Here is a 17,987-nt window from a genome sequence, read left to right on the forward strand (position 1 = left end):
GCCGTCGCCCCGTTATCAGGTATTGCACGATGAAAGCCCAAGCCCGCCACATTCTGGTGAAAACCGCCGAAGAGGCCGAACAACTCAAGCAGCGCATCGCCAAGGGCGAGGCGTTCGATGTGCTGGCGAAGAAGTTTTCGACCTGTCCGTCGGGCAAGCGCGGCGGCGATCTGGGCGAAGTGCGGCCGGGGCAGATGGTCGGCGCGATTGATGCGGTGATTTTCAAGAAACCGCTGCGCACCGTGCATGGGCCGATCAAGAGCAAGTTTGGTTATCACCTGGTGCAGGTGTTTTACCGCGATTGATCGCTGCTGCTGTGTAGGAGCTGACGAGTGCAAGGGATTGGATTTCAGGTTTTGGGGATCAGTGCTCCGGGCACCTGAATCACCCGACTGGCCAATTCATGCCCCGCCTGCGCCGCCTCTGCCGGGCTGCCGCCGAGCAGGCGCCTGGCCAGATACGCCGCACTGAACGAATCCCCTGCCGCCGTGGTGTCGACGACCTTTTCAACCTTCAGCGCCGGGACTTCAAACGCCTCCCCCGCACAACGAATCAGACACGCCTCGGCGCCACGCTTGAGCACCACTTCCGGCGTGCCGAACTGCGCGTAAGAGGCGAACACTTCTTCGCCATCGGCAAAACCGAACAGCGCCTGTTCGTCATCTACGGTGAGTAACGCCAGATCGACGTAAGGCAAAACGCTGCGATACGCCGCCCGCGCCTCTTCCACCGAAGCCCACAGGCGTGGGCGGTAGTTATTGTCGAAAACGATACGCGCATTGCGCTGCCGGGCTTCGCTCAACGTCTTGACCAGGCGAGCGCGCCCCTGCATGCCGAGTACGGCGAGGGTGATGCCGCTGAAATACAGCACATCGTAGTCGGGCAAGGCCGCAAGGACTGGTTCAGCCGCAGGTGTCGTGAAGCAATCGCGCACCGCCGCTTCGTTGCGCCAATACAGGAAACGCCGCTCGCCGCTGGCGTCGGTCTGGATGCAGTACAAACCGGGCAGTCGACCGGGCAAACGCTGCACCAGATCGAGGCCGATACCTTCGCTGCGCCAGATCTGGCACATGGCGTCGCTGAAACTGTCATCCCCCAGCGCTGTTACGTAATCGACTTGCGCCTTGTCACCCATCGCGCGGGACAGGTACACCGCCGTATTGAGCGTATCGCCACCGAAGCTTTGCTGCAGACTGCCGTCGGCGCGTTGCTGCAGTTCGATCATGCATTCGCCGATGAGGGCGATATGTGGAATGTTCGGGCCCTGGGGGCTGAGGGTGTTCATTTTGTGCTGTCTCTGGTTGATCGATGGTGTCTGGACTGGCGTCTTCGCGAGCTTGCTCGCGAATGGGCGCAACGCGGTCTCAAGCCTTAGAAGCAAGTCTCCAGGGTCTCGATGACCGCCAACTGCTCATCTACCAGCAACCCCACCCGCCATTTATCGAACGTCAGACACGGGTGCGAGGTACCAAAGGAAATGATGTCGCCGACCCGCAGCTCAATGCCCGGTGCCACCGTCATGAACGCATGTTGATCCATCACCGCCGTGACCTTGCATGCACCGACATCCTCACCCGCCGCCGGCACCACGCCGGCCTTGTAGCGCAACAACGGCACGGGCAAACCGGCATCGAATGCAACGTCGCGCTTGCCCAGCGCGATCACCGCGAAACCCGGTTCCGGCAGCGACTGCACATGAGCCCAGACTTCCAGCGCCGGGCGCAGGCCTTCGTGCAGGTCGCTGCGACGGTCGAGCACGCAGCACTGCGCCTCTTTGTAGATGCCATGGTCGTGCGCCACGTAGCTGCCCGGGCGCAACACACTGAGGAAGCGGCCAGCGGCGTTCTGCGTTTCGAAGGATTCGGCGATCAGGTCGTACCAGGCAGAACCGGATGCGGTAATGATCGGCTTGGCAATTGCGAAAGCGCCGCTGTCCTGCAACTGCACCGCCAGGCGCACCAGCGATGCGGCGAACTCGCGGATGCCGCTGACCGCGTGATCGCCGTGGATCACGCCTTCGTAACCTTCGATGCCGGTCAGTGCCAGCGCCGGTTGCGCGTCGATGGCCCTGGCCAGTTCGATGACTTCCTGCTCGCTGCGGCAACCACAGCGCCCGCCGACCACACCGTACTCGATCATCACGTTGAGTTTGACCCCACGCGAGGCGAAGTAAGCCCCGAGGTCGGCGACGTTGTCCGGATGATCGACCATGCAATAAAAATCGAACGCCGGATCGGCCAGCAGATCGGCAATCAGCGCCATGTTCGGCGTGCCGACCAACTGATTCGCCATCAACACCCGTCGCACGCCATGAGCATAAGCGGCGCGGGTCTGAGTGGCGCTGGCGAGGGTAATGCCCCAGGCGCCGGCGTCGAGCTGTCGCTTGAACAACGCCGGGGTCATGCTGGTTTTGCCGTGGGGCGCCAGTTCCGCGCCGCTGTCACTGACAAATGTCTGCATCCAGCGAATGTTGTGCTCCAGCGCTTCGCGGTGCAGCACCAGCGCCGGCAGGCTGACGTCGCGGGTCAGCTGTGCGCCGATGGTGGCGTCGCCCTTTTCCACGGCAGAGTTGATGGCAGTCGTCATGGTCCAATCCTCACAGTCGCGGCCGCAGGCAGCCACGGTTATTCGTTGATACGCCGGGCGAGGCTGTTGGCGCTCTCAATCAAAACCCGGCGATAGTCGTTGTAATTGTTTTTCGCATCGGCCCGTGGGGCGACGATGCACAAGGTACAAATGGCCACGCCTTGCGGGTCTTTGACGGGCGCGGCGAAACAATGGGTGAAGGTGTCGGCGACGCTGTCGAAGGAGAAGAACCCATCGATGCCGGCCTGACGAATCTCTGCCAGAAAGCGTTCCAGCGGCAGGCGTTCGCCGTCGGGCAGGATGTAGTCGTCCTCATCGATCAGGTCGATGATCTGCTGATCGCTCAGATGCGCCAGCAGCAGGCGCCCGGAGGCCGTCCACGGGATCGGCGCGTTCTCGCCGATGTCGGACGAAATACGGAAATGCCGCTCGCCCTCCTTCATTAGCGCCACCGTGTATTTGCGCCCGTTGAGCAGGCACATCTGCGCGGTTTCGCGGGTCTGGCTGACGATTTCCTGCAGAGCGTGATCGGCCTCGCGGCTGAGGTCGAAATGACGCAGATGCGCCTGGCCTAAGAAATACAGCTGCCGGCCCAGATAGACGTGACCGTCCTTGCCCACCGGCTCCAGAATCCGTCGTTCGAGCAGGGACGCGACCAGTTCGTAGACCGTGGATTTCGGACCGCCGATGCCGCTGGCGATGTCATTGGGGCGCAGCGGCTGGCCGATTTCCTTGAGAAAATCGAGGATATCGAACGCCCGGTCCAGACCGCGTGCCCGGCGTTTGATGGTGTCTTCGGTCATGTCATTACTCACTCGATATTCCCTGTAGGATCTGCCGCAGGCCGCGATCTTTTGATCTTGCCTTTTTGGCGCATCCAAAAATGCCAAAAGATCGCAGCCTTCGGCAGCGCCTACAAGAGCCGCGTTGCCTCAGGCCTTCTTCTTGTAGGCAATGCAGTCGATCTCAACCTTGCAATCGACCATCATGCTCGCCTGCACACACGCCCGGGCCGGGGCGTGTTCGGGTTTGAAATACTCGGCGAAGACCTTGTTGAAACTGCTGAAATCCCGTGGATCGTCCAGCCACACACCGGCCCTTACCACATCCTCCAGGCCATAACCGGCCTCTTCGAGAATCGCGATCAGGTTCTTCATGGTCTGGTGGGTCTGCTCAACGATGCCGCCGACAATGATCTCGCCATCCACCGCCGGTACCTGACCGGACACATGCAGCCAGCCATCCGCTTCAACAGCGCGGGCGAAGGGACGAGGCTGGCCGCCGGCGGCGGTGCTGCCGGTGCCGTAACGCGTAATGCTCATGGGTGTTTCTCCTGATTGCAAAAGTGCAGATTCAAAACCGCGTGCTCTTGAGAAATTCAGCCAGACGCGGCGATTGCGGGCGTTCGAACAGTTCCTTGGGAGGCCCCTGCTCTTCGATGCGCCCTTGATTCATGAAGACGATCTTGTCCGAGACCTCGAAGGCAAAACGCATCTCGTGGGTCACCAGCAACATGGTCATGCCGTCCTCGGCCAGCCCCTTGATAACGTTAAGCACCTCGCCGACGAGTTCCGGGTCGAGGGCAGAGGTGACCTCATCGAAGAGCATCAGGCTCGGGTTCATCGCGATGGCCCGGGCGATGGCTACGCGCTGTTGCTGGCCGCCGGACAACTGACCGGGAAAGTGATTGCGCCGCTCCAGCAGGCCGACGCGCTCGAGCCATTTTTCGGCGAGCACCACGGCTTCGTCCTTGGGCATCTTCTTAACCTTGAGCAGGCCCAGCGTGACGTTCTGCAACGCGCTCAAGTGCGGGAACAGATTGAATTGCTGGAACGCCATGCCGGTCATCGCGCGATGACGGGCAATGACTTTTTCCGGATGGCGAACCCGTTTGCCGTTGATCTCGTCGTAGCCGATGGATTCGCCGTCGAGCAGGATCTGCCCGCCCTGGAATTCTTCCAGCATGTTCACGCAACGCAGCAACGTGGTCTTGCCCGAGCCGCTGGAGCCAATCAGCGTGACGACGTTGCCGCGCTGCATGCTCAGGTCGACACCTTTGAGCACTTCCACTGCGCCGTACTGTTTGTGCAGGCCGCGAATGTCCAGCAGCGCCTGATCCGGTGAAGCAACTTGAACTTGAGTCATGGCAGGGCCACCCGCTTTTCAATGTGCCGGCCGAGTAATTCGATGCCGTAGTTGATGACGAAGAACAGAAAACCGGCGAACAGATAGAACTCCAGGGTCATGAAGTTTCGGGCGATGATCTGTTGCGTGCTGAGCAGCAATTCGGCGACGCCGATCACCGAGAGCAAGGTCGAAGCCTTGACGATTTCGGTGGACGAGTTGACCCAGGTCGGCAAGATCTGCCGCAGCGCCTGAGGCAACAGTACGTAGCCGAGGGATTGGTAGAACGTCAGGCCAATGGCTTTGCCCGCCTCCATTTGGCCGCGCGGCAAGGCTTGCAACGCGCCGCGTACGATTTCGGCAACGTGCGAGCCGCAGAACAGGGTTAGCCCTAGAGCGCCGGCCTCAAACGCGCTGATCTGCCAACCGAGCGCCGGCGCCATGTAGAAGCAGGCCAGCACCAGCACGAATACTGGCGTGCCGCGAATCAGATCGACGTAAACCCGGAACGGCGCGCGCATCCAGAATCTGCCGTAAGTCAGGACCAGCCCGGCGACCACACCAAGCAGGGTACCGAGGACGATGGCCAAGGCGGAAACTTGCACGCTGGTCAGAAAGCCCTGCCACAACGGTTCGCGCGCCAGCCACAATTCATGCAACCAACTGGGAGATTGGTACATCGCAGCCTCCTATCGGCGGATCGCCAGGCGCTGCTCGAGGTAACGCAGCAGCATGGCAATGAAGTAACAGGCCGCGACATACAACGCCGTGGTCACCAGCCAGGTTTCGATCACCCGGTAGCTTTCGACGTTGATCTTGCGCGCGTAATAGGTCAGCTCCGGCACCGCAATCGCAGCGGCGAGCGAAGTGTCCTTGAACAGCGAAATGAAATTGTTCGACAGCGCCGGCAAGACATTACGCAGCATCACCGGCACGGTGACGTAAGCCTTGACCTGCCATTCGCCGAGACCGATCGCCAGCCCCGCTTCGCGCTGGCCTTTGGGAATACTCAGCAAGCCGCCGCGAAAGACCTCGGTCAGGTATGCGCCGGCATACAGCGACAGCGTGATGATGAACGACGGGATCTTGTCCAGACGTATCCCAAGGCTCGGCAAGGCAAAGTAGATCAACAGAATCAACACCAGGATCGGCGTGTTGCGCACCACCGTGACGTACATCGAGGCCAGCACCCGCAAGGCGCGATGCTTCGACAGCAAGGCAAACGCCATCAGCAGGCCGATCACGCAGCCGATGGCGATCGACACCAGCGCCAGCTGCAAGCCCAAACCGAGCCCCGCCAGCAAGGTGTCGAAATCGCGCCACACGGCAGCAAAGTTCAACTGATAGTTCATGGTCAGCAGTACCTTGAGCGGGGCGACTGAAATCGCCCCACTCTCACGGGATCATTTGAATTCGACGGGGAAACCGATGGCAGGCGACGGCAGATCAACACCGAACCACTGTTTGAACGACGCGGCGTAAGTCGGAAATTCAACTCCGGTCATGGCTTCGTGCAGCGCGGTGTTGACGAAGTTCAGCCAGTCCTGATCGCCACGTTTGACCGCGCAGGCGTAGGTCTGCGGGCTCCAGGCGTAAGCCGGGCTGCGGTAGCGGCCCGGGTTCTGCACCATCAGGTATTTAACGGAGGACTGGTCGGTGGCGGCGGCATCGGCGCGCCCGGAATTCACCGCCTGATACATCAGGTCGACGCTGTCGTACTGGTCGACCTTGGCCTTGGGCAATGCCTGATGCACCAGTTCTTCGGCGTACACGTTCTGCAGCACCGCGACGGTGACGTCATCGCCCGCCGCTTGCAGGTCTTCGATTTCCTTGTACTTGCTGTTGTTCGGCAACAGCAGGCCGACGCCTTCGCGGTAGTACGGCAAAGTGAACGCAACTTGCTGCGCACGGCTGGCGGTGACGGTGATGAACTGGCAGCTCATGTCGACCTTGTCGGTCAGCAGGTTGGGAATCCGCGCATCGGACGACTGCACCACGAACTCGACTTTGCCTGGATCGTTGAACAGCCCCTTGGCCACCATCCTGGCGATGTCGATATCAAAACCCTGCAACTTGCCGTCCGCACCCTGAAAGTGCCACGGCGCATTGGTGCTGCCGGTGCCGACAATCAACTTGCCACGAGCCAGGACACTGTCGAGCTTGCTGTCAGCCGCCTGGGCCAGGCCCATGACCGAAGTAGACGCTGCAAGAACAAAAACACACGCTTTGATTAACGAAGGACGGCGATGCATGGCAAGCACTCCTGAGAGGTGTTTATTCCGCTATACCGGAACTCGGTTTGTTACTGCGGAATGAACAGCAGAAAGTGTGCCACAGCGTGTCGAAGGAATCTGCAGCGCAATGAAATGTTTTTGAAATCAGGTGGATGCGATGAATGTAATGCCGCTGTTACCCGGCACGCCCTCAACGCGCGCTACCTTTGGCTACACGAGGCGGGTATTCGCGCCACATGCAAGGGCGCGGCGCACCAAAAACAACCAAGTGCCACGGTTCACTGTGACCGTGGCAATCAAGACAATCTGAACAACTGTCAGGAAGGGATCGCAGGTGCCTGCCAAATTGCATTCGCGAGCAAGCTCGCTCCCACCTGACTGCGTTCAGACATGAGAGCGAGCTTGCTCGCGAAGAGGCCGGCAGCCTTTACAGAACTCGGTATTACGCGGCAGCACGCTCCAGCAACACCCGTGTCACCCGCCGCTCTTCAACCGCCCTGACGGTCAGCTGCCAGCCCTCGTATTGCAGTTGATCGCCGGTGATCGGCAACCGATCAAGCAGGCTCATGACCAACCCGGCCATGGTCTGATAGTCCTCGGTCGGTTCGGCACCGAAGCCGGTGCGCTGGCGTACGCGAGCCAACGGCAGCGCACCGCTGACGAGGAAACCATTGTGCTCTTCGACCACATCCGGACCTTCGATTTCGCTGGCATCGGGTAACTCGCCGGCGATGGATTCGAGGATGTCGGTCATGGTCAGCACGCCGACAAAGTCACCGAACTCATTGACCACGAAGGCGATGTGCGTCGACGCCGCGCGCATTTGTTCCATCGCATTGAGGATCGAATAGCTGTCGAGCAGATTGATGGTCTTGCGTGCCAGATGCTCAAGGTTCGGCTCGTTGCCGGCCAGGTATTCCTTGAGCAACTCCTTCTTGTGCACGAAGCCCAACGGCTCATCCACCGCACCATCGCGAATCAACGGCAAGCGCGAGTAGGACGAATGCATCAACTTCGTACGAATGGTTTCTGCATCATCGGCAAGGTCAATCAGGTCAACGTCGGCGCGCACCGTCATCAGGTGGCGAATCGCACGCTCCGCCAATTGCAGCACGCCGCTGATCATCACCCGCTCACGGCGGTCGAACAGTTCGGCTACCGGCGCCCCACCGTTATCGAGCAAATCGGAAATCTCTTCGCCAACTTCCTCCACGGCCAGTTTGCGCCCACCGAGCAAACGCATCACCGCATGGGCAGTGCGCTCGCGCAAGGGCCGCAAGCCCTGCATCGAACGCTTGCGGCGTGCACGGGCGATCTGGTTGAACACTTCGATCAGGATAGAGAACCCGATGGCCGCGTACAGATAACCTTTCGGGATGTGGAAACCCAGACCTTCTGCCGTCAGGGCAAAACCGATCATCATCAGGAAGCCCAGACACAGCATGATCACGGTCGGGTGCGCGTTGACAAAACGCGTCAGCGGTTTGCAGGCGACAATCATCAGGCCGATGGAGATGATCACGGCGATCATCATCACTGCCAATTCATCGACCATGCCTACGGCGGTGATCACCGCATCGAGGGAAAACACTGCGTCGAGTACCACGATCTGCGCCACGATCGGCCAGAACAGCGCATAGGCAGTGTTGGTCGAGCGCTCGCCGACGTGGCCTTCGAGCCGTTCGTGCAATTCCATGGTGGCCTTGAACAACAGGAACACACCACCGAACAGCATGATCAGATCACGTCCGGAGAAGCTCTTGTCGAACACCTCGAACAATGGCTGCGTCAGCGTGACCAGCCAGGAGATACTCGCCAACAGGCCCAGTCGCATGATCAGCGCCAGCGACAGACCGATGATCCGCGCGCGATCACGCTGATGCGGCGGCAGTTTGTCGGCAAGAATTGCAATAAACACCAGGTTGTCGATACCCAGCACCAGCTCCAGCACGATCAGAGTCAACAGGCCTAACCAGGCCGTGGGATCCGCTAACCATTCCATAAAACGTCTCGATCTCTATTCTGTGAATTCAGGCTGCCGGACACGGCGAAGTGCAACGCGAAGGCTCAAGAGCCGCGTTATCAACGATAGTCGGAAGTCGAAAGACGGGATGCTGCGAATGGATCAAGATCGCGTGAAGGCGCGTTGGGGAGTGCTGACTGGGAGGCTCCAAGAGGGTGTTCATGTAAATCCTGAATGAAAAATGGCCTTGGAGCGTACAGGTTCAACCGGCCTGCTCCACAGCAGCAAATCATTTCAAAATCTGTATCAACAGCAGGAATCGAATGTTCAGCTCAAACCCAGCGCATCGATATGCTGATACTGCGCTTGCAGCGCGGTCGCCAGTTCCTTTGCTCGGCCCAGTCGTATCGGCCCGCGCTCGATGTCGATCAGCAATCCCGGGCAGGTGAGCACCGGCAGTCCGGACAGTTCTTTCAAGCGACCATCGGTCACGATCAGACAGCGTTGCTGTTCAGCGGGAAAACGCTTGCGCCGCACGGACAACCACTGTTGCGCCTGCGCCAGCGCCGCGAGCAACGGCGTCCCGCCACCGGCGCCCAGCTTGTCGAGCCAGACACGCAGGCCGCTTGAGGCTTTCAAGCCTTGCACCTGCCACTTCGGCGCGGCGCCACTGGCCGTCAGCAAGGCCAGCCGCGCCCGTTGGCGGTAAGCATCGTCGAACAGTTGTGCGAGCAAGCCTTTGGCATCGCTCAGGGCCTGATGGCGACGGGTCGAAGCCGAAGCGTCGACGATGACCAGCCAGATTTCATGGGGCGAACGAGTGCGCTGATGAAACAGCAGATCAGCGCGCCGCTGAGGGCGGCCATTGAGCAGCGTGCCCGGCCAGTTCACCGCGCCGCTGCTGGCCGCCTGCCGTTGCCCTTGACGGCCGTTATCGAGTTGTCCGGCGCGGGGTCTGGCATTCGCCCCCGCGTCGGATCGGGGGCGAATGCCTAGGGCTTTTTTGCCAGCGGCGGCCAGCTCGGCACTTCGCGGCGAGCGCCGGTCACTTGCGCTGTCGCCGGCATTTCGCCCCACTGGCCCTGCCCTGCGTCGCAATTGCTTTCTGCGCCCGCCGGCGACGGCGCAGGCGGCTCAGCGCCGGATGAAGATTGTTCGCGACGACGATGGCGCAGGGCGAATTCGGCCACCGCGTCGATGTCCTGCTGGGCAATTGCATCCGCCCCGCGCCACGCGGCATGGGCGCGAGCCGCGCGCAACCAGACCAGATCGGCGCGCAAGCCATCGACGCCAGCAGCGAAACAGCGCTCGGTAATCAACGCCAATGCTGCATCGTCCAGCGGGATGTCAGCCAAGCGCTCACGTGCGTTTTCACAACGCAAACGCAAGATGTGCTGCTCGCCTTCCCATTGCGCGCAGAACGCTCGCGGATCGCTATCGAAATCCAGCCGCCGACGGATGATCTGCCCGCGCTCGGTGGGCGCGGTTTGACCGCTGAGCGCGACGTTCAAACCGAAACGGTCAAGCAGTTGCGGTCGCAGTTCCCCCTCTTCGGGGTTCATGGTGCCGATCAGGACGAATTTCGCCGAATGCCGATGGGAAATGCCATCGCGCTCGATCAGGTTGGTGCCGCTGGCGGCGACATCAAGCAGCAGGTCCACCAGATGATCCGGCAGCAGATTGACCTCATCGACGTACAGCACGCCACCGTCAGCCTTGGCCAAAACTCCTGGGGAGAATTGTGCGCGACCGCTGCTAAGGGCTGCGTCGAGATCGAGGGTGCCGACCAGCCGCTCTTCAGTGGCGCCCAACGGCAAAGTGACGAATGGACCGCTGGCGAGCAGATCCGCCAGGCCCCGGGCCAGCGTCGACTTGGCCATGCCGCGCGGACCTTCGATCAGCACGCCGCCGATTTTCGGGTCGATGGCGGTCAGGCACAGGGCGAGTTTCAAATCGTCGGCGCCGACCACGGCAGAGAGCGGGAAATGCGGGGTGTCGGTCATTGTGGGTACTCGGTCATGGTCGGTGAATTGCTTCAACTGGGGCTCGGCCCTACAGGGAATCGCGGTGTGTCAGGTGTCTTCTTCAATGTCCAGCAGGAGGTTTTCAAGTGCTTCTTTATAGGCCCCCGGCTCCTGCCACATCCCCCGCTGCTGCGCCTCGAGCATGCGCTCGGTCATGTCGCGCAGAGCATGCGGATTATGTTCACGCACAAAATCCCGCGTCGCCGAATCGAGCAAATACGCATCCGCCAGCAAGGCATATTGATGGTCGTCGATCAATTGCGTCGTCGCGTCGAAGGCGAACAGATTATCAACCGTCGCCGCCAGTTCGAACGCACCTTTATAGCCGTGCCGTTTGACTCCGTCGATCCACTTCGGATTCACCGCTCGCGAGCGCACGACGCGGTTCAGTTCTTCCTTCAAGGTACGGATCTTCGGCAGATCCGGCTGGCTGTGATCGCCGTGATAACTGGCTGCCGCCTCGCCGCGCAGGCTTTCCACTGCCGCGAGCATGCCGCCCTGAAACTGGTAGTAATCATTGGAATCGAGCAAGTCATGCTCGCGGTTGTCCTGGTTGTGCAGCACCGCTTGAACCTGGCTAAGGCGCTGACTGAATTGCTCGCGGGCGGCGGTGCCATCGTCTGCACCGCCATAAGCGTAGGCGCCCCAATTCAGGTAGACCTCGGCGAGGTCTTCGCGGGTCTGCCACAGGCGCCCATCGATCGCGCCTTGCACCCCGGCGCCGTATGCACCCGGTTTTGCGCCGAAGATCCGCCATCCGGCCTGACGCCGCGCAGTGTCTTCGTCGGCGCCCGCTTGTAACAGCGCCTCGCGTTCGGCACGCACTTTGGCGGCGAGTGGATTCAAGTCATCCGGTTCGTCCAGCGCGGCCACCGCTTGCACGGCGGCGTCGAACAGGCGGATGAGATTGGCAAACGCATCACGGAAAAACCCCGAGACCCGCAGCGTCACGTCGACCCTTGGGCGATCGAGCAGACTCAGCGGCAGAATTTCGAAATCATCCACGCGCTGACTGCCCGTGGCCCAGACCGGGCGCACCCCCATCAGCGCCATGGCCTGGGCGATGTCATCGCCGCCTGTGCGCATGGTTGCGGTGCCCCAGACCGACAAGCCCAATTGACGCAAGTGATCGCCATGATCCTGCAGGTGCCGCTCGAGAATCAGCGTGGCGGACTGGAAACCGATGCGCCACGCCGTGGTGGTGGGCAGGTTGCGCACATCTACAGAATAGAAGTTTCGCCCGGTCGGCAGCACGTCCAGGCGGCCACGGCTGGGCGCGCCGCTGGGGCCGGCGGGGACGAAACGACCGCGCAACGCATCGAGCAGCCCGCGCATTTCGGCCGCGCCGCAAGCGTCCAGGCGTGGGGCGACGACTTCGCGCAGATGCTCGAGTATCGAATCAACCTCAGCCCACCCCGGCCCTTGTGGGAGCGGGCTTGCTCGCGAAAGCGGTGTGTCAGGCAAAGGGTCGTCGACTGAAACTCCGCCTTCGCGAGCAAGCCCGCTCCCACAGGGGAAATCCAGTGCTTGGGAGATCAGGTCGGTGGCAAACAATTCGAGGCGTTCGCGGGTGTCGCCGGCGGTGCGCCAGACTTCATCGCTGACGGACTGCAACTCGCCGGGACGCGCGCCGCTCCACGGATCGGCCAACGCGCAATCCAGCGGATCAAAGCCCAGTTCAAACGCCTTGGCCAACGCCCGCAACAGACTCGACTGTGCGCCCTTGCCATCACCGCGCGGAATCCGTAGCAACGCCAGTAACGTGTCAATGCGCAAGCGCCCGCTCGGCGATTCACCAAAAATGTGCAGACCATCGCGAATCTGCGATTCCTTCAGATCGCACAGATAAGTATCCAGACGCGGCAACCAGATCGCCGCATCGGCGTCACTGTCCAGCGCAGCGTCCAATTGCAGTTCGCGGTCGATCTGCGTGTCCCGGACCAATTGCAGGATGTCGCGCTGAAGCTCACGCGCGCGGCGCGGATCAAGCAGTTGCGCCTCGTAATATTCATCGGCGAGCAACTCGAGATTGCGCAGCGGCCCATAGGTTTCTGCGCGCGTCAGTGGCGGCATCAGGTGGTCGATGATCACCGCCTGCGTGCGCCGTTTGGCCTGGGCGCCCTCGCCCGGATCGTTGACGATAAACGGATAGATATTCGGCAGCGGCCCGAGCAGCGCGTCCGGCCAGCAATTGTCCGAGAGGCCGACACCTTTGCCCGGCAGCCATTCGAGGTTGCCGTGCTTGCCGACATGGATCACGCCATGAGCGCCGTAGGTGTTGCGCAACCAGAAGTAGAAGGCCAGATAACCGTGCGGCGGAACCAGATCCGGGTCGTGATAGACCGCGCTCGGATCGACCTGATAACCCCGGGCCGGCTGGATGCCGACAAAGGTCAGACCGAAACGCAGACCGGCGATCATGAGGCGACCGTCGCGGCACATCGGATCATTGTGTGGCGATCCCCAACGCTCGAGCACCGCAGCGCGATTGGCCTGCGGCAACGCGTTGAACATTGCCAGGTAATCGTCCATCGCCAGGCTCTGCTGACAGGGGCGCAGATCGAGGCTGTCGAGGTCATTGCTGACGCCGCCGAGCAATTGCTGAATCAGCTCGGTGCCGCTGTCGGGCAACTCGGCCGTGAGCGGATAACCCTCGCCGCGCAATGCCCGCAGAATGTTTAGCGCTGCCGCCGGCGTATCGAGACCGACACCGTTACCGATGCGACCGTCGCGGGTCGGGTAGTTGGCGAGGATCAGCGCAATGCGCTTTTCGCCATTGGGCACGCGCGCCAGATCAATCCAGCGCCGCGCCAGTTCGGCGACGAAATCCATGCGCTCGGGCTGGGCGCGGTAGCAAACCACGTCGGACTGACTGCGCTCGCTGCGCCAGGCCAGATCCTTGAAGCTGATCGGCCGGCTGATGATGCGCCCGTCGAGTTCCGGCAAGGCAATGTGCATCGCCAGGTCGCGCGGCCCGAGGCCCTGCTCGCTGGCGCGCCAGCCGGGCTCGTTGTCTTGGGCGCAGATCGCTTGAATCACCGGGATATTGCGGCGAAACGGGCGCAGATGCGGTGCTTCCGGGCTCGATTGGGCGAACCCGGTGGTGTTTAGAATCACCCCCGCTTCGACTTCATCCAGCCAATCCTCGACCACCGCCAGGCAGGCTGGCTCTTTGAGACTGGCTACTGCGACCGGCAGCGGATTGAGCCCGGCCGCCTGCAAACGCTGACAGAACACATCGATGAACGCGGTGTTCGCGGCCTGCAAATGCGAGCGATAAAACAACAGCGCCGCCACAGGTTGATCGGGCAGCCATTCGGCTTGCCAGTCACTCAGGGCGGCGGTGTTTTTCCGTGGATGATAAATGGCTGTGCGCGGCAGGGTCTGCGGCTCGCTCCACGGGTAATCGCGGGCGAACCATTGGTTGCCCAGGCAACGGAAGAAATCCAGCGCATTGCCCATGCCACCCTGACGCAGGAACTGCCAGAGTCGATCGCGTGCCTGAGCGCTGACCGTGCTCAAGTCGCTGAGCTCGGGGTCTGGACGGTCATCGCCCGGTACCAGAATCAGTTGCACGCCGCGTTCGGACAGTTCGATCAGCCGCTCGACGCCGTAGCGCCAATAGGCGATGCCGCCGTGCAGCGAGATGAGAATGACCTTGGCGTGTCGCAGCACTTCGTCCACGTACAAATCGACCGACGCATGATTCTGCACCTGCATCGGGTTGGCCAGACGCAAGCTCGGATAATCATCCGGCAGCTGCTGCGCCGCCTCGGCAAGCAGCGCCAGGCTGGAATCGCCGCTGCACAGGATCACCAGCTCGGCGGGGGTTTGTCCGAGGTCGGCAATGTTGTCATCCGAGACGAATCCGCCGGGCTGAGTCCTGAGCAGGTGCATGGCTTAAACGCTGAGCGCGGCGCGCAATTGCGCTTCGAGTTGCACGGCATCCAGTGCCTGACCAATCAGCACCAGACGCGTGACGCGCGCTTCTTCAGCGCCCCACTGACGGTCGAAATGCTTGTCGAAACGCGTGCCTACACCCTGAATCAACAAGCGCATCGGTTTGTTCGGGATGGCGGCGAAACCTTTGACACGGAGAATGCCGTGCTGCACCACCAATTGCGTCAGTGCGTCGAGCAGCAGGCTTTCGTCGGCTTGCGGCAGTTCGATGGAGATCGAGTCGAAGGCGTCGTGATCGTGGTCGTCATGATCGTCATCACCGTCATGATGGTGATCATGGTGGCTGTGGCGGCTATCGATGTGTTCTTCGGAGCCAGCGCCGAGGCCGATCAAGACCTCGAGCGGCAAACGACCGTTGCTGGCTTCGATGATTTTTACCGCTGGCGGCAGCTCTTCGGCGACCTCAGCGCGTACGCGAGCCAAGTCTTGCGGGCTGGTCTGGTCGGCCTTGTTGAGGATCACCAGATCGGCGCTCGCCAGTTGATCGGCGAACAGCTCGTGCAGCGGCGATTCATGGTCGAGGTTCGGATCGAGCTTGCGCTGGGCATCGACCTGATCCGGGAACGCGGCGAACGTGCCGGCGGCGACGGCCGGGCTGTCGACCACAGTGATCACCGCATCGACGGTGCAGGCGCTGCGAATTTCCGGCCACTGGAACGCTTGCACCAATGGCTTGGGCAGGGCCAGGCCCGAGGTTTCGATGAGAATGTGATCGAGGTCACCGCGACGGGCTACCAGTTCGCGCATCACCGGGAAGAATTCTTCCTGCACCGTGCAGCACAGGCAGCCGTTGGCCAATTCGTATACGCGGCCGCTGGCCTCTTCTTCGGTGCAGCCGATGGTGCATTGCTTGAGGATTTCACCGTCGATGCCCAACTCGCCGAACTCGTTGACGATCACCGCGATGCGCCGGCCCTGAGCGTTGTCGAGCATGTGCCGTAGCAGCGTGGTTTTGCCCGAACCGAGAAAACCGGTGACGATGGTGACGGGGAGTTTGGCCAGTGTTTTCATCGGTATGCCCTTTGGCAAGCGGCGGGCATACGGGACGAGAACCGGCAGCGCGTGTGTACGCCGGAAGCATTCGCCACCGGATCACCCCGCCCGGTTGTAGTGAGAATCTGTGACGAGGCAGGTCTCCTGGCTGACGGTGTTCAGGCGCTGGGCCTGGCATTCGCTGCGCCTTCCCGCTGGCTCATTGGCTGAGCTGGCAGTGGCGTGGCAACGAACCTCACCGTTCACAGTTGCGGGGGCAGCCGCGGCTTTGACCGCGTTCCCTTCTTAGCTTCGGCGAGTGCCGAAGAACCTCGAATGCGCAAGGCTACGCATGGGTGGGTGTTGGGTCAATGGGCTGAACCCGGGTGGCTTGGATATCGGTGGCTGTGGTAACGGATAAGACCCACAAATTGACTAAAAACCCAAACCCATGTTCTCCTGCACACCTTGTTACGGGTGCCCTTCACAGGGTGAAACGGGAAACCGGTGAATCATGTGCTTTACTCAAAGCCATGTCAGTCCGGTGCTGCCCCCGCAACGGTAAGCGAGCGAAGCGTCAAATCCACTGTGCCCTGGCATGGGAAGGTGACGCTTGCAGGTCGGTGACAAACCAACCCCTCGTGAGCCCGGAGACCGGCCCGCAACACCCAGCGCGCGCAAGCGCCGCTGACCACCAACAAACCCGCGGTGGGCGGGCGCTGTTCGAAATCCCTGCGTGCCCGACTCGCAGGGATTTTCCTGCGCTCTATTCACCCGCTGACATTTCAGAGGGAAGCGCTATGTCGATCATCAGCAATACCGTCAGCCACACTGACCACATCTCCAGCACCACCACTCTCGGCCAACGCGTGGCCGCCGCCCTCTTCGCCTCGATCCTCGGCGCCAGTCTGGTCTGGTTCGCCGGTTTCTCGCACATCGAAGCAGTGCACAACGCTGCCCACGATACCCGCCACAGCGCTGCGTTCCCTTGCCACTGAGACCTGCCGACATGATCAAGCGTATCGCGCAAACAGCGGGGTTCACCGGCTTGCTGGCCGCCCTGCTGCTGACGTTGCTGCAGAGTTTCTGGGTATCACCACTGATTCTGCAGGCCGAAACCTTCGAGAAATCCGAACCGGTCGTGCAAGTTCACGAACACGCCGCTGGCACTGCCGCCCACAGCCACGATGGCGAAGCCTGGGAGCCCGAAGACGGCTGGCAGCGCGTGGTCTCGACCACCGGTGGCAATCTGGTGGTGGCAGTGGGTTTCGCCTTGATGCTCGCTGGCCTTTACACCCTGCGCGCGCCGACCCGGACTTCGCAAGGTCTGCTCTGGGGGCTGGCCGGTTACGCCACGTTCGTTCTCGCGCCAACGCTGGGGCTGCCGCCAGAATTGCCGGGCACGGCAGCCGCCGATCTGGCATCGCGACAAATATGGTGGATTGGCACTGCTGCTTCGACCGCTGTCGGTCTGGCACTGATCGCCTTCAGCCGTCACTGGCTGATGAAGATTCTCGGAGTGGCGATTCTTGCAGTGCCCCATGTGATCGGCGCGCCGCAGCCACAGGTGCATTCCATGCTCGCGCCGGAGGTATTGGAAACCCAGTTCAAAATCGCTTCTCAGTTGACTAACGTAGCGTTCTGGCTGGCCTTGGGCCTGATCAGTGCCTGGTTGTTCCGCCGCAAAAGCGCAGGGCACTATCAGGCATGATCAATGACCGCGCAGCGCCGACGCTGGTTGTTGGCTTGGGCTGCCAGCGCGGCTGCCCGGCCAGTACGCTGCGCGCGTTACTCGATCAAGCCCTGCAGGCGCATCGCATCGAACTGCGAGCCGTCAAGGCGTTAGCCACTATCGATCTGAAGCGTGACGAACCGGGTCTGCTGGAACTGGCCACACAGTTGAACCTGCCCTTGCGGTTTTTCAGCAGTGCCGAACTGGCCGGTTACCAACAGCGTCTCAGCCATCAATCACAGATCGCCTTTGAGCGCACCGGCTGCTACGGCGTGGCGGAAAGCGCCGCGCTGGCAATGGCCGAGCAACTGCTCCGGGCGCCAGCGAAACTGCTCATTGCGCGGCAGAAATATGCGCAGGCCACGCTGGCATTGGCTGGCGCTGCGTAAAAT

The 17,987-nt window shown here is 61.4% G+C and carries 17 protein-coding genes and 2 riboswitches; of the genes, 4 read left to right on the top strand and 13 right to left on the bottom strand.

Features of this window, described 5'->3' with window-relative positions; all coding sequences use genetic code 11:
- Positions 1 to 29 precede the first annotated feature (29 nt).
- Entirely contained in the window at positions 30 to 305 is a 276-nt protein-coding gene (locus tag ACP7D9_RS09075) for a peptidylprolyl isomerase (protein WP_007912322.1), read from the top strand.
- A gap of 44 nt (positions 306 to 349) precedes the next feature.
- Here the strand turns inward: ACP7D9_RS09075 and ACP7D9_RS09080 are convergent, their stop codons facing one another.
- The 13 genes from ACP7D9_RS09080 to cobW form a co-directional block, all read right to left on the bottom strand.
- The gene (locus ACP7D9_RS09080; RefSeq protein ID WP_426156858.1) at positions 350 to 1,285 is read right to left on the bottom strand and encodes a sugar kinase; all 936 of its coding nucleotides are present in this window, start codon (positions 1,283 to 1,285) and stop codon (positions 350 to 352) included.
- 86 nt (positions 1,286 to 1,371) lie between these two features.
- Positions 1,372 to 2,586 (bottom strand): amino acid deaminase, encoded by a 1,215-nt coding sequence (locus tag ACP7D9_RS09085; RefSeq protein WP_426156860.1) that lies wholly within the window; start codon positions 2,584 to 2,586, stop codon positions 1,372 to 1,374.
- 38 nt (positions 2,587 to 2,624) lie between these two features.
- A complete protein-coding gene (locus tag ACP7D9_RS09090; protein WP_101159422.1) occupies positions 2,625 to 3,389 on the bottom strand; it encodes an IclR family transcriptional regulator in 765 nt (254 codons plus the stop codon).
- 129 nt (positions 3,390 to 3,518) lie between these two features.
- Complete coding sequence (locus ACP7D9_RS09095) at positions 3,519 to 3,908, bottom strand: RidA family protein (RefSeq protein ID WP_016774497.1); 390 nt, start codon at positions 3,906 to 3,908, stop codon at positions 3,519 to 3,521.
- A 31-nt stretch (positions 3,909 to 3,939) separates the two neighbouring features.
- Positions 3,940 to 4,731, bottom strand: coding sequence for an amino acid ABC transporter ATP-binding protein (locus tag ACP7D9_RS09100; RefSeq protein WP_426156863.1), 792 nt, complete (start codon positions 4,729 to 4,731; stop codon positions 3,940 to 3,942).
- Complete coding sequence (locus ACP7D9_RS09105; RefSeq protein ID WP_426156865.1) at positions 4,728 to 5,390, bottom strand: amino acid ABC transporter permease; 663 nt, start codon at positions 5,388 to 5,390, stop codon at positions 4,728 to 4,730. Before ACP7D9_RS09105 ends, ACP7D9_RS09100 begins: the two co-directional genes overlap by 4 nt.
- Positions 5,391 to 5,399: 9 nt before the next feature.
- Positions 5,400 to 6,062 carry an amino acid ABC transporter permease gene (locus tag ACP7D9_RS09110; RefSeq protein WP_426156867.1) on the bottom strand — a complete coding sequence of 221 codons (663 nt, stop codon included), beginning with the start codon at positions 6,060 to 6,062 and terminating at the stop codon, positions 5,400 to 5,402.
- Positions 6,063 to 6,113: 51 nt separating this feature from the next.
- Entirely contained in the window at positions 6,114 to 6,962 is an 849-nt protein-coding gene (locus tag ACP7D9_RS09115) for a transporter substrate-binding domain-containing protein (RefSeq protein WP_426156869.1), read from the bottom strand.
- 424 nt (positions 6,963 to 7,386) lie between these two features.
- Entirely contained in the window at positions 7,387 to 8,946 is a 1,560-nt protein-coding gene (locus tag ACP7D9_RS09120; protein ID WP_426156870.1) for a TerC family protein, read from the bottom strand.
- A gap of 288 nt (positions 8,947 to 9,234) precedes the next feature.
- The gene (locus tag ACP7D9_RS09125) at positions 9,235 to 9,984 is read right to left on the bottom strand and encodes a vWA domain-containing protein (protein ID WP_426156872.1); all 750 of its coding nucleotides are present in this window, start codon (positions 9,982 to 9,984) and stop codon (positions 9,235 to 9,237) included.
- Positions 9,900 to 10,910: an ATP-binding protein gene (locus ACP7D9_RS09130; protein ID WP_397478222.1), complete on the bottom strand. Its 1,011-nt coding sequence runs from the start codon at positions 10,908 to 10,910 to the stop codon at positions 9,900 to 9,902. The genes ACP7D9_RS09125 and ACP7D9_RS09130 overlap by 85 nt, the downstream gene beginning before the upstream one ends.
- Positions 10,911 to 10,979: 69 nt before the next feature.
- Positions 10,980 to 14,828 carry a cobaltochelatase subunit CobN gene (cobN, locus tag ACP7D9_RS09135; RefSeq protein WP_426156874.1) on the bottom strand — a complete coding sequence of 1,283 codons (3,849 nt, stop codon included), beginning with the start codon at positions 14,826 to 14,828 and terminating at the stop codon, positions 10,980 to 10,982.
- 3 nt (positions 14,829 to 14,831) lie between these two features.
- On the bottom strand, positions 14,832 to 15,902 hold the full coding sequence (cobW, locus tag ACP7D9_RS09140; RefSeq protein ID WP_426156876.1) for a cobalamin biosynthesis protein CobW: 1,071 nt from the start codon (positions 15,900 to 15,902) through the stop codon (positions 14,832 to 14,834).
- Positions 15,903 to 16,001: 99 nt separating this feature from the next.
- Positions 16,002 to 16,213: riboswitch (cobalamin riboswitch) on the bottom strand.
- Between the two features lie 108 nt (positions 16,214 to 16,321).
- Positions 16,322 to 16,540, top strand: a riboswitch (cobalamin riboswitch).
- Positions 16,541 to 16,663: 123 nt separating this feature from the next.
- Here cobW and ACP7D9_RS09145 point away from each other — a divergent pair.
- The 3 genes from ACP7D9_RS09145 to ACP7D9_RS09155 are packed head-to-tail and all read left to right on the top strand — an operon-like array spanning position 16,664 to position 17,984.
- The gene (locus ACP7D9_RS09145; RefSeq protein ID WP_101159413.1) at positions 16,664 to 16,861 is read left to right on the top strand and encodes a CbtB domain-containing protein; all 198 of its coding nucleotides are present in this window, start codon (positions 16,664 to 16,666) and stop codon (positions 16,859 to 16,861) included.
- A gap of 11 nt (positions 16,862 to 16,872) precedes the next feature.
- Positions 16,873 to 17,574: a CbtA family protein gene (locus ACP7D9_RS09150; protein ID WP_426156878.1), complete on the top strand. Its 702-nt coding sequence runs from the start codon at positions 16,873 to 16,875 to the stop codon at positions 17,572 to 17,574.
- Positions 17,571 to 17,984, top strand: coding sequence for a cobalamin biosynthesis protein (locus ACP7D9_RS09155; protein ID WP_426156880.1), 414 nt, complete (start codon positions 17,571 to 17,573; stop codon positions 17,982 to 17,984). The genes ACP7D9_RS09150 and ACP7D9_RS09155 overlap by 4 nt, the downstream gene beginning before the upstream one ends.
- Positions 17,985 to 17,987 lie beyond the last annotated feature (3 nt).

The organism is Pseudomonas sp. TSRC2-2 (assembly GCF_049897785.1).
GTDB lineage: Bacteria > Pseudomonadota > Gammaproteobacteria > Pseudomonadales > Pseudomonadaceae > Aquipseudomonas.

Coding starts and splice junctions, on each gene's coding strand:
- ACP7D9_RS09150 (WP_426156878.1), top strand. CDS start 16,873: ATGATCAAGCGTATCGCGCAAACAGCGGGGTTCACCGGCTTGCTGGCC.
- ACP7D9_RS09080 (WP_426156858.1), bottom strand. CDS start 1,285: ATGAACACCCTCAGCCCCCAGGGCCCGAACATTCCACATATCGCCCTC.
- ACP7D9_RS09130 (WP_397478222.1), bottom strand. CDS start 10,910: ATGACCGACACCCCGCATTTCCCGCTCTCTGCCGTGGTCGGCGCCGAC.
- ACP7D9_RS09105 (WP_426156865.1), bottom strand. CDS start 5,390: ATGTACCAATCTCCCAGTTGGTTGCATGAATTGTGGCTGGCGCGCGAA.
- ACP7D9_RS09095 (WP_016774497.1), bottom strand. CDS start 3,908: ATGAGCATTACGCGTTACGGCACCGGCAGCACCGCCGCCGGCGGCCAG.
- ACP7D9_RS09090 (WP_101159422.1), bottom strand. CDS start 3,389: ATGACCGAAGACACCATCAAACGCCGGGCACGCGGTCTGGACCGGGCG.
- ACP7D9_RS09075 (WP_007912322.1), top strand. CDS start 30: ATGAAAGCCCAAGCCCGCCACATTCTGGTGAAAACCGCCGAAGAGGCC.
- ACP7D9_RS09115 (WP_426156869.1), bottom strand. CDS start 6,962: ATGCATCGCCGTCCTTCGTTAATCAAAGCGTGTGTTTTTGTTCTTGCA.
- ACP7D9_RS09100 (WP_426156863.1), bottom strand. CDS start 4,731: ATGACTCAAGTTCAAGTTGCTTCACCGGATCAGGCGCTGCTGGACATT.
- ACP7D9_RS09110 (WP_426156867.1), bottom strand. CDS start 6,062: ATGAACTATCAGTTGAACTTTGCTGCCGTGTGGCGCGATTTCGACACC.
- ACP7D9_RS09145 (WP_101159413.1), top strand. CDS start 16,664: ATGTCGATCATCAGCAATACCGTCAGCCACACTGACCACATCTCCAGC.
- cobN (WP_426156874.1), bottom strand. CDS start 14,828: ATGCACCTGCTCAGGACTCAGCCCGGCGGATTCGTCTCGGATGACAAC.
- ACP7D9_RS09155 (WP_426156880.1), top strand. CDS start 17,571: ATGATCAATGACCGCGCAGCGCCGACGCTGGTTGTTGGCTTGGGCTGC.
- cobW (WP_426156876.1), bottom strand. CDS start 15,902: ATGAAAACACTGGCCAAACTCCCCGTCACCATCGTCACCGGTTTTCTC.
- ACP7D9_RS09085 (WP_426156860.1), bottom strand. CDS start 2,586: ATGACGACTGCCATCAACTCTGCCGTGGAAAAGGGCGACGCCACCATC.
- ACP7D9_RS09120 (WP_426156870.1), bottom strand. CDS start 8,946: ATGGAATGGTTAGCGGATCCCACGGCCTGGTTAGGCCTGTTGACTCTG.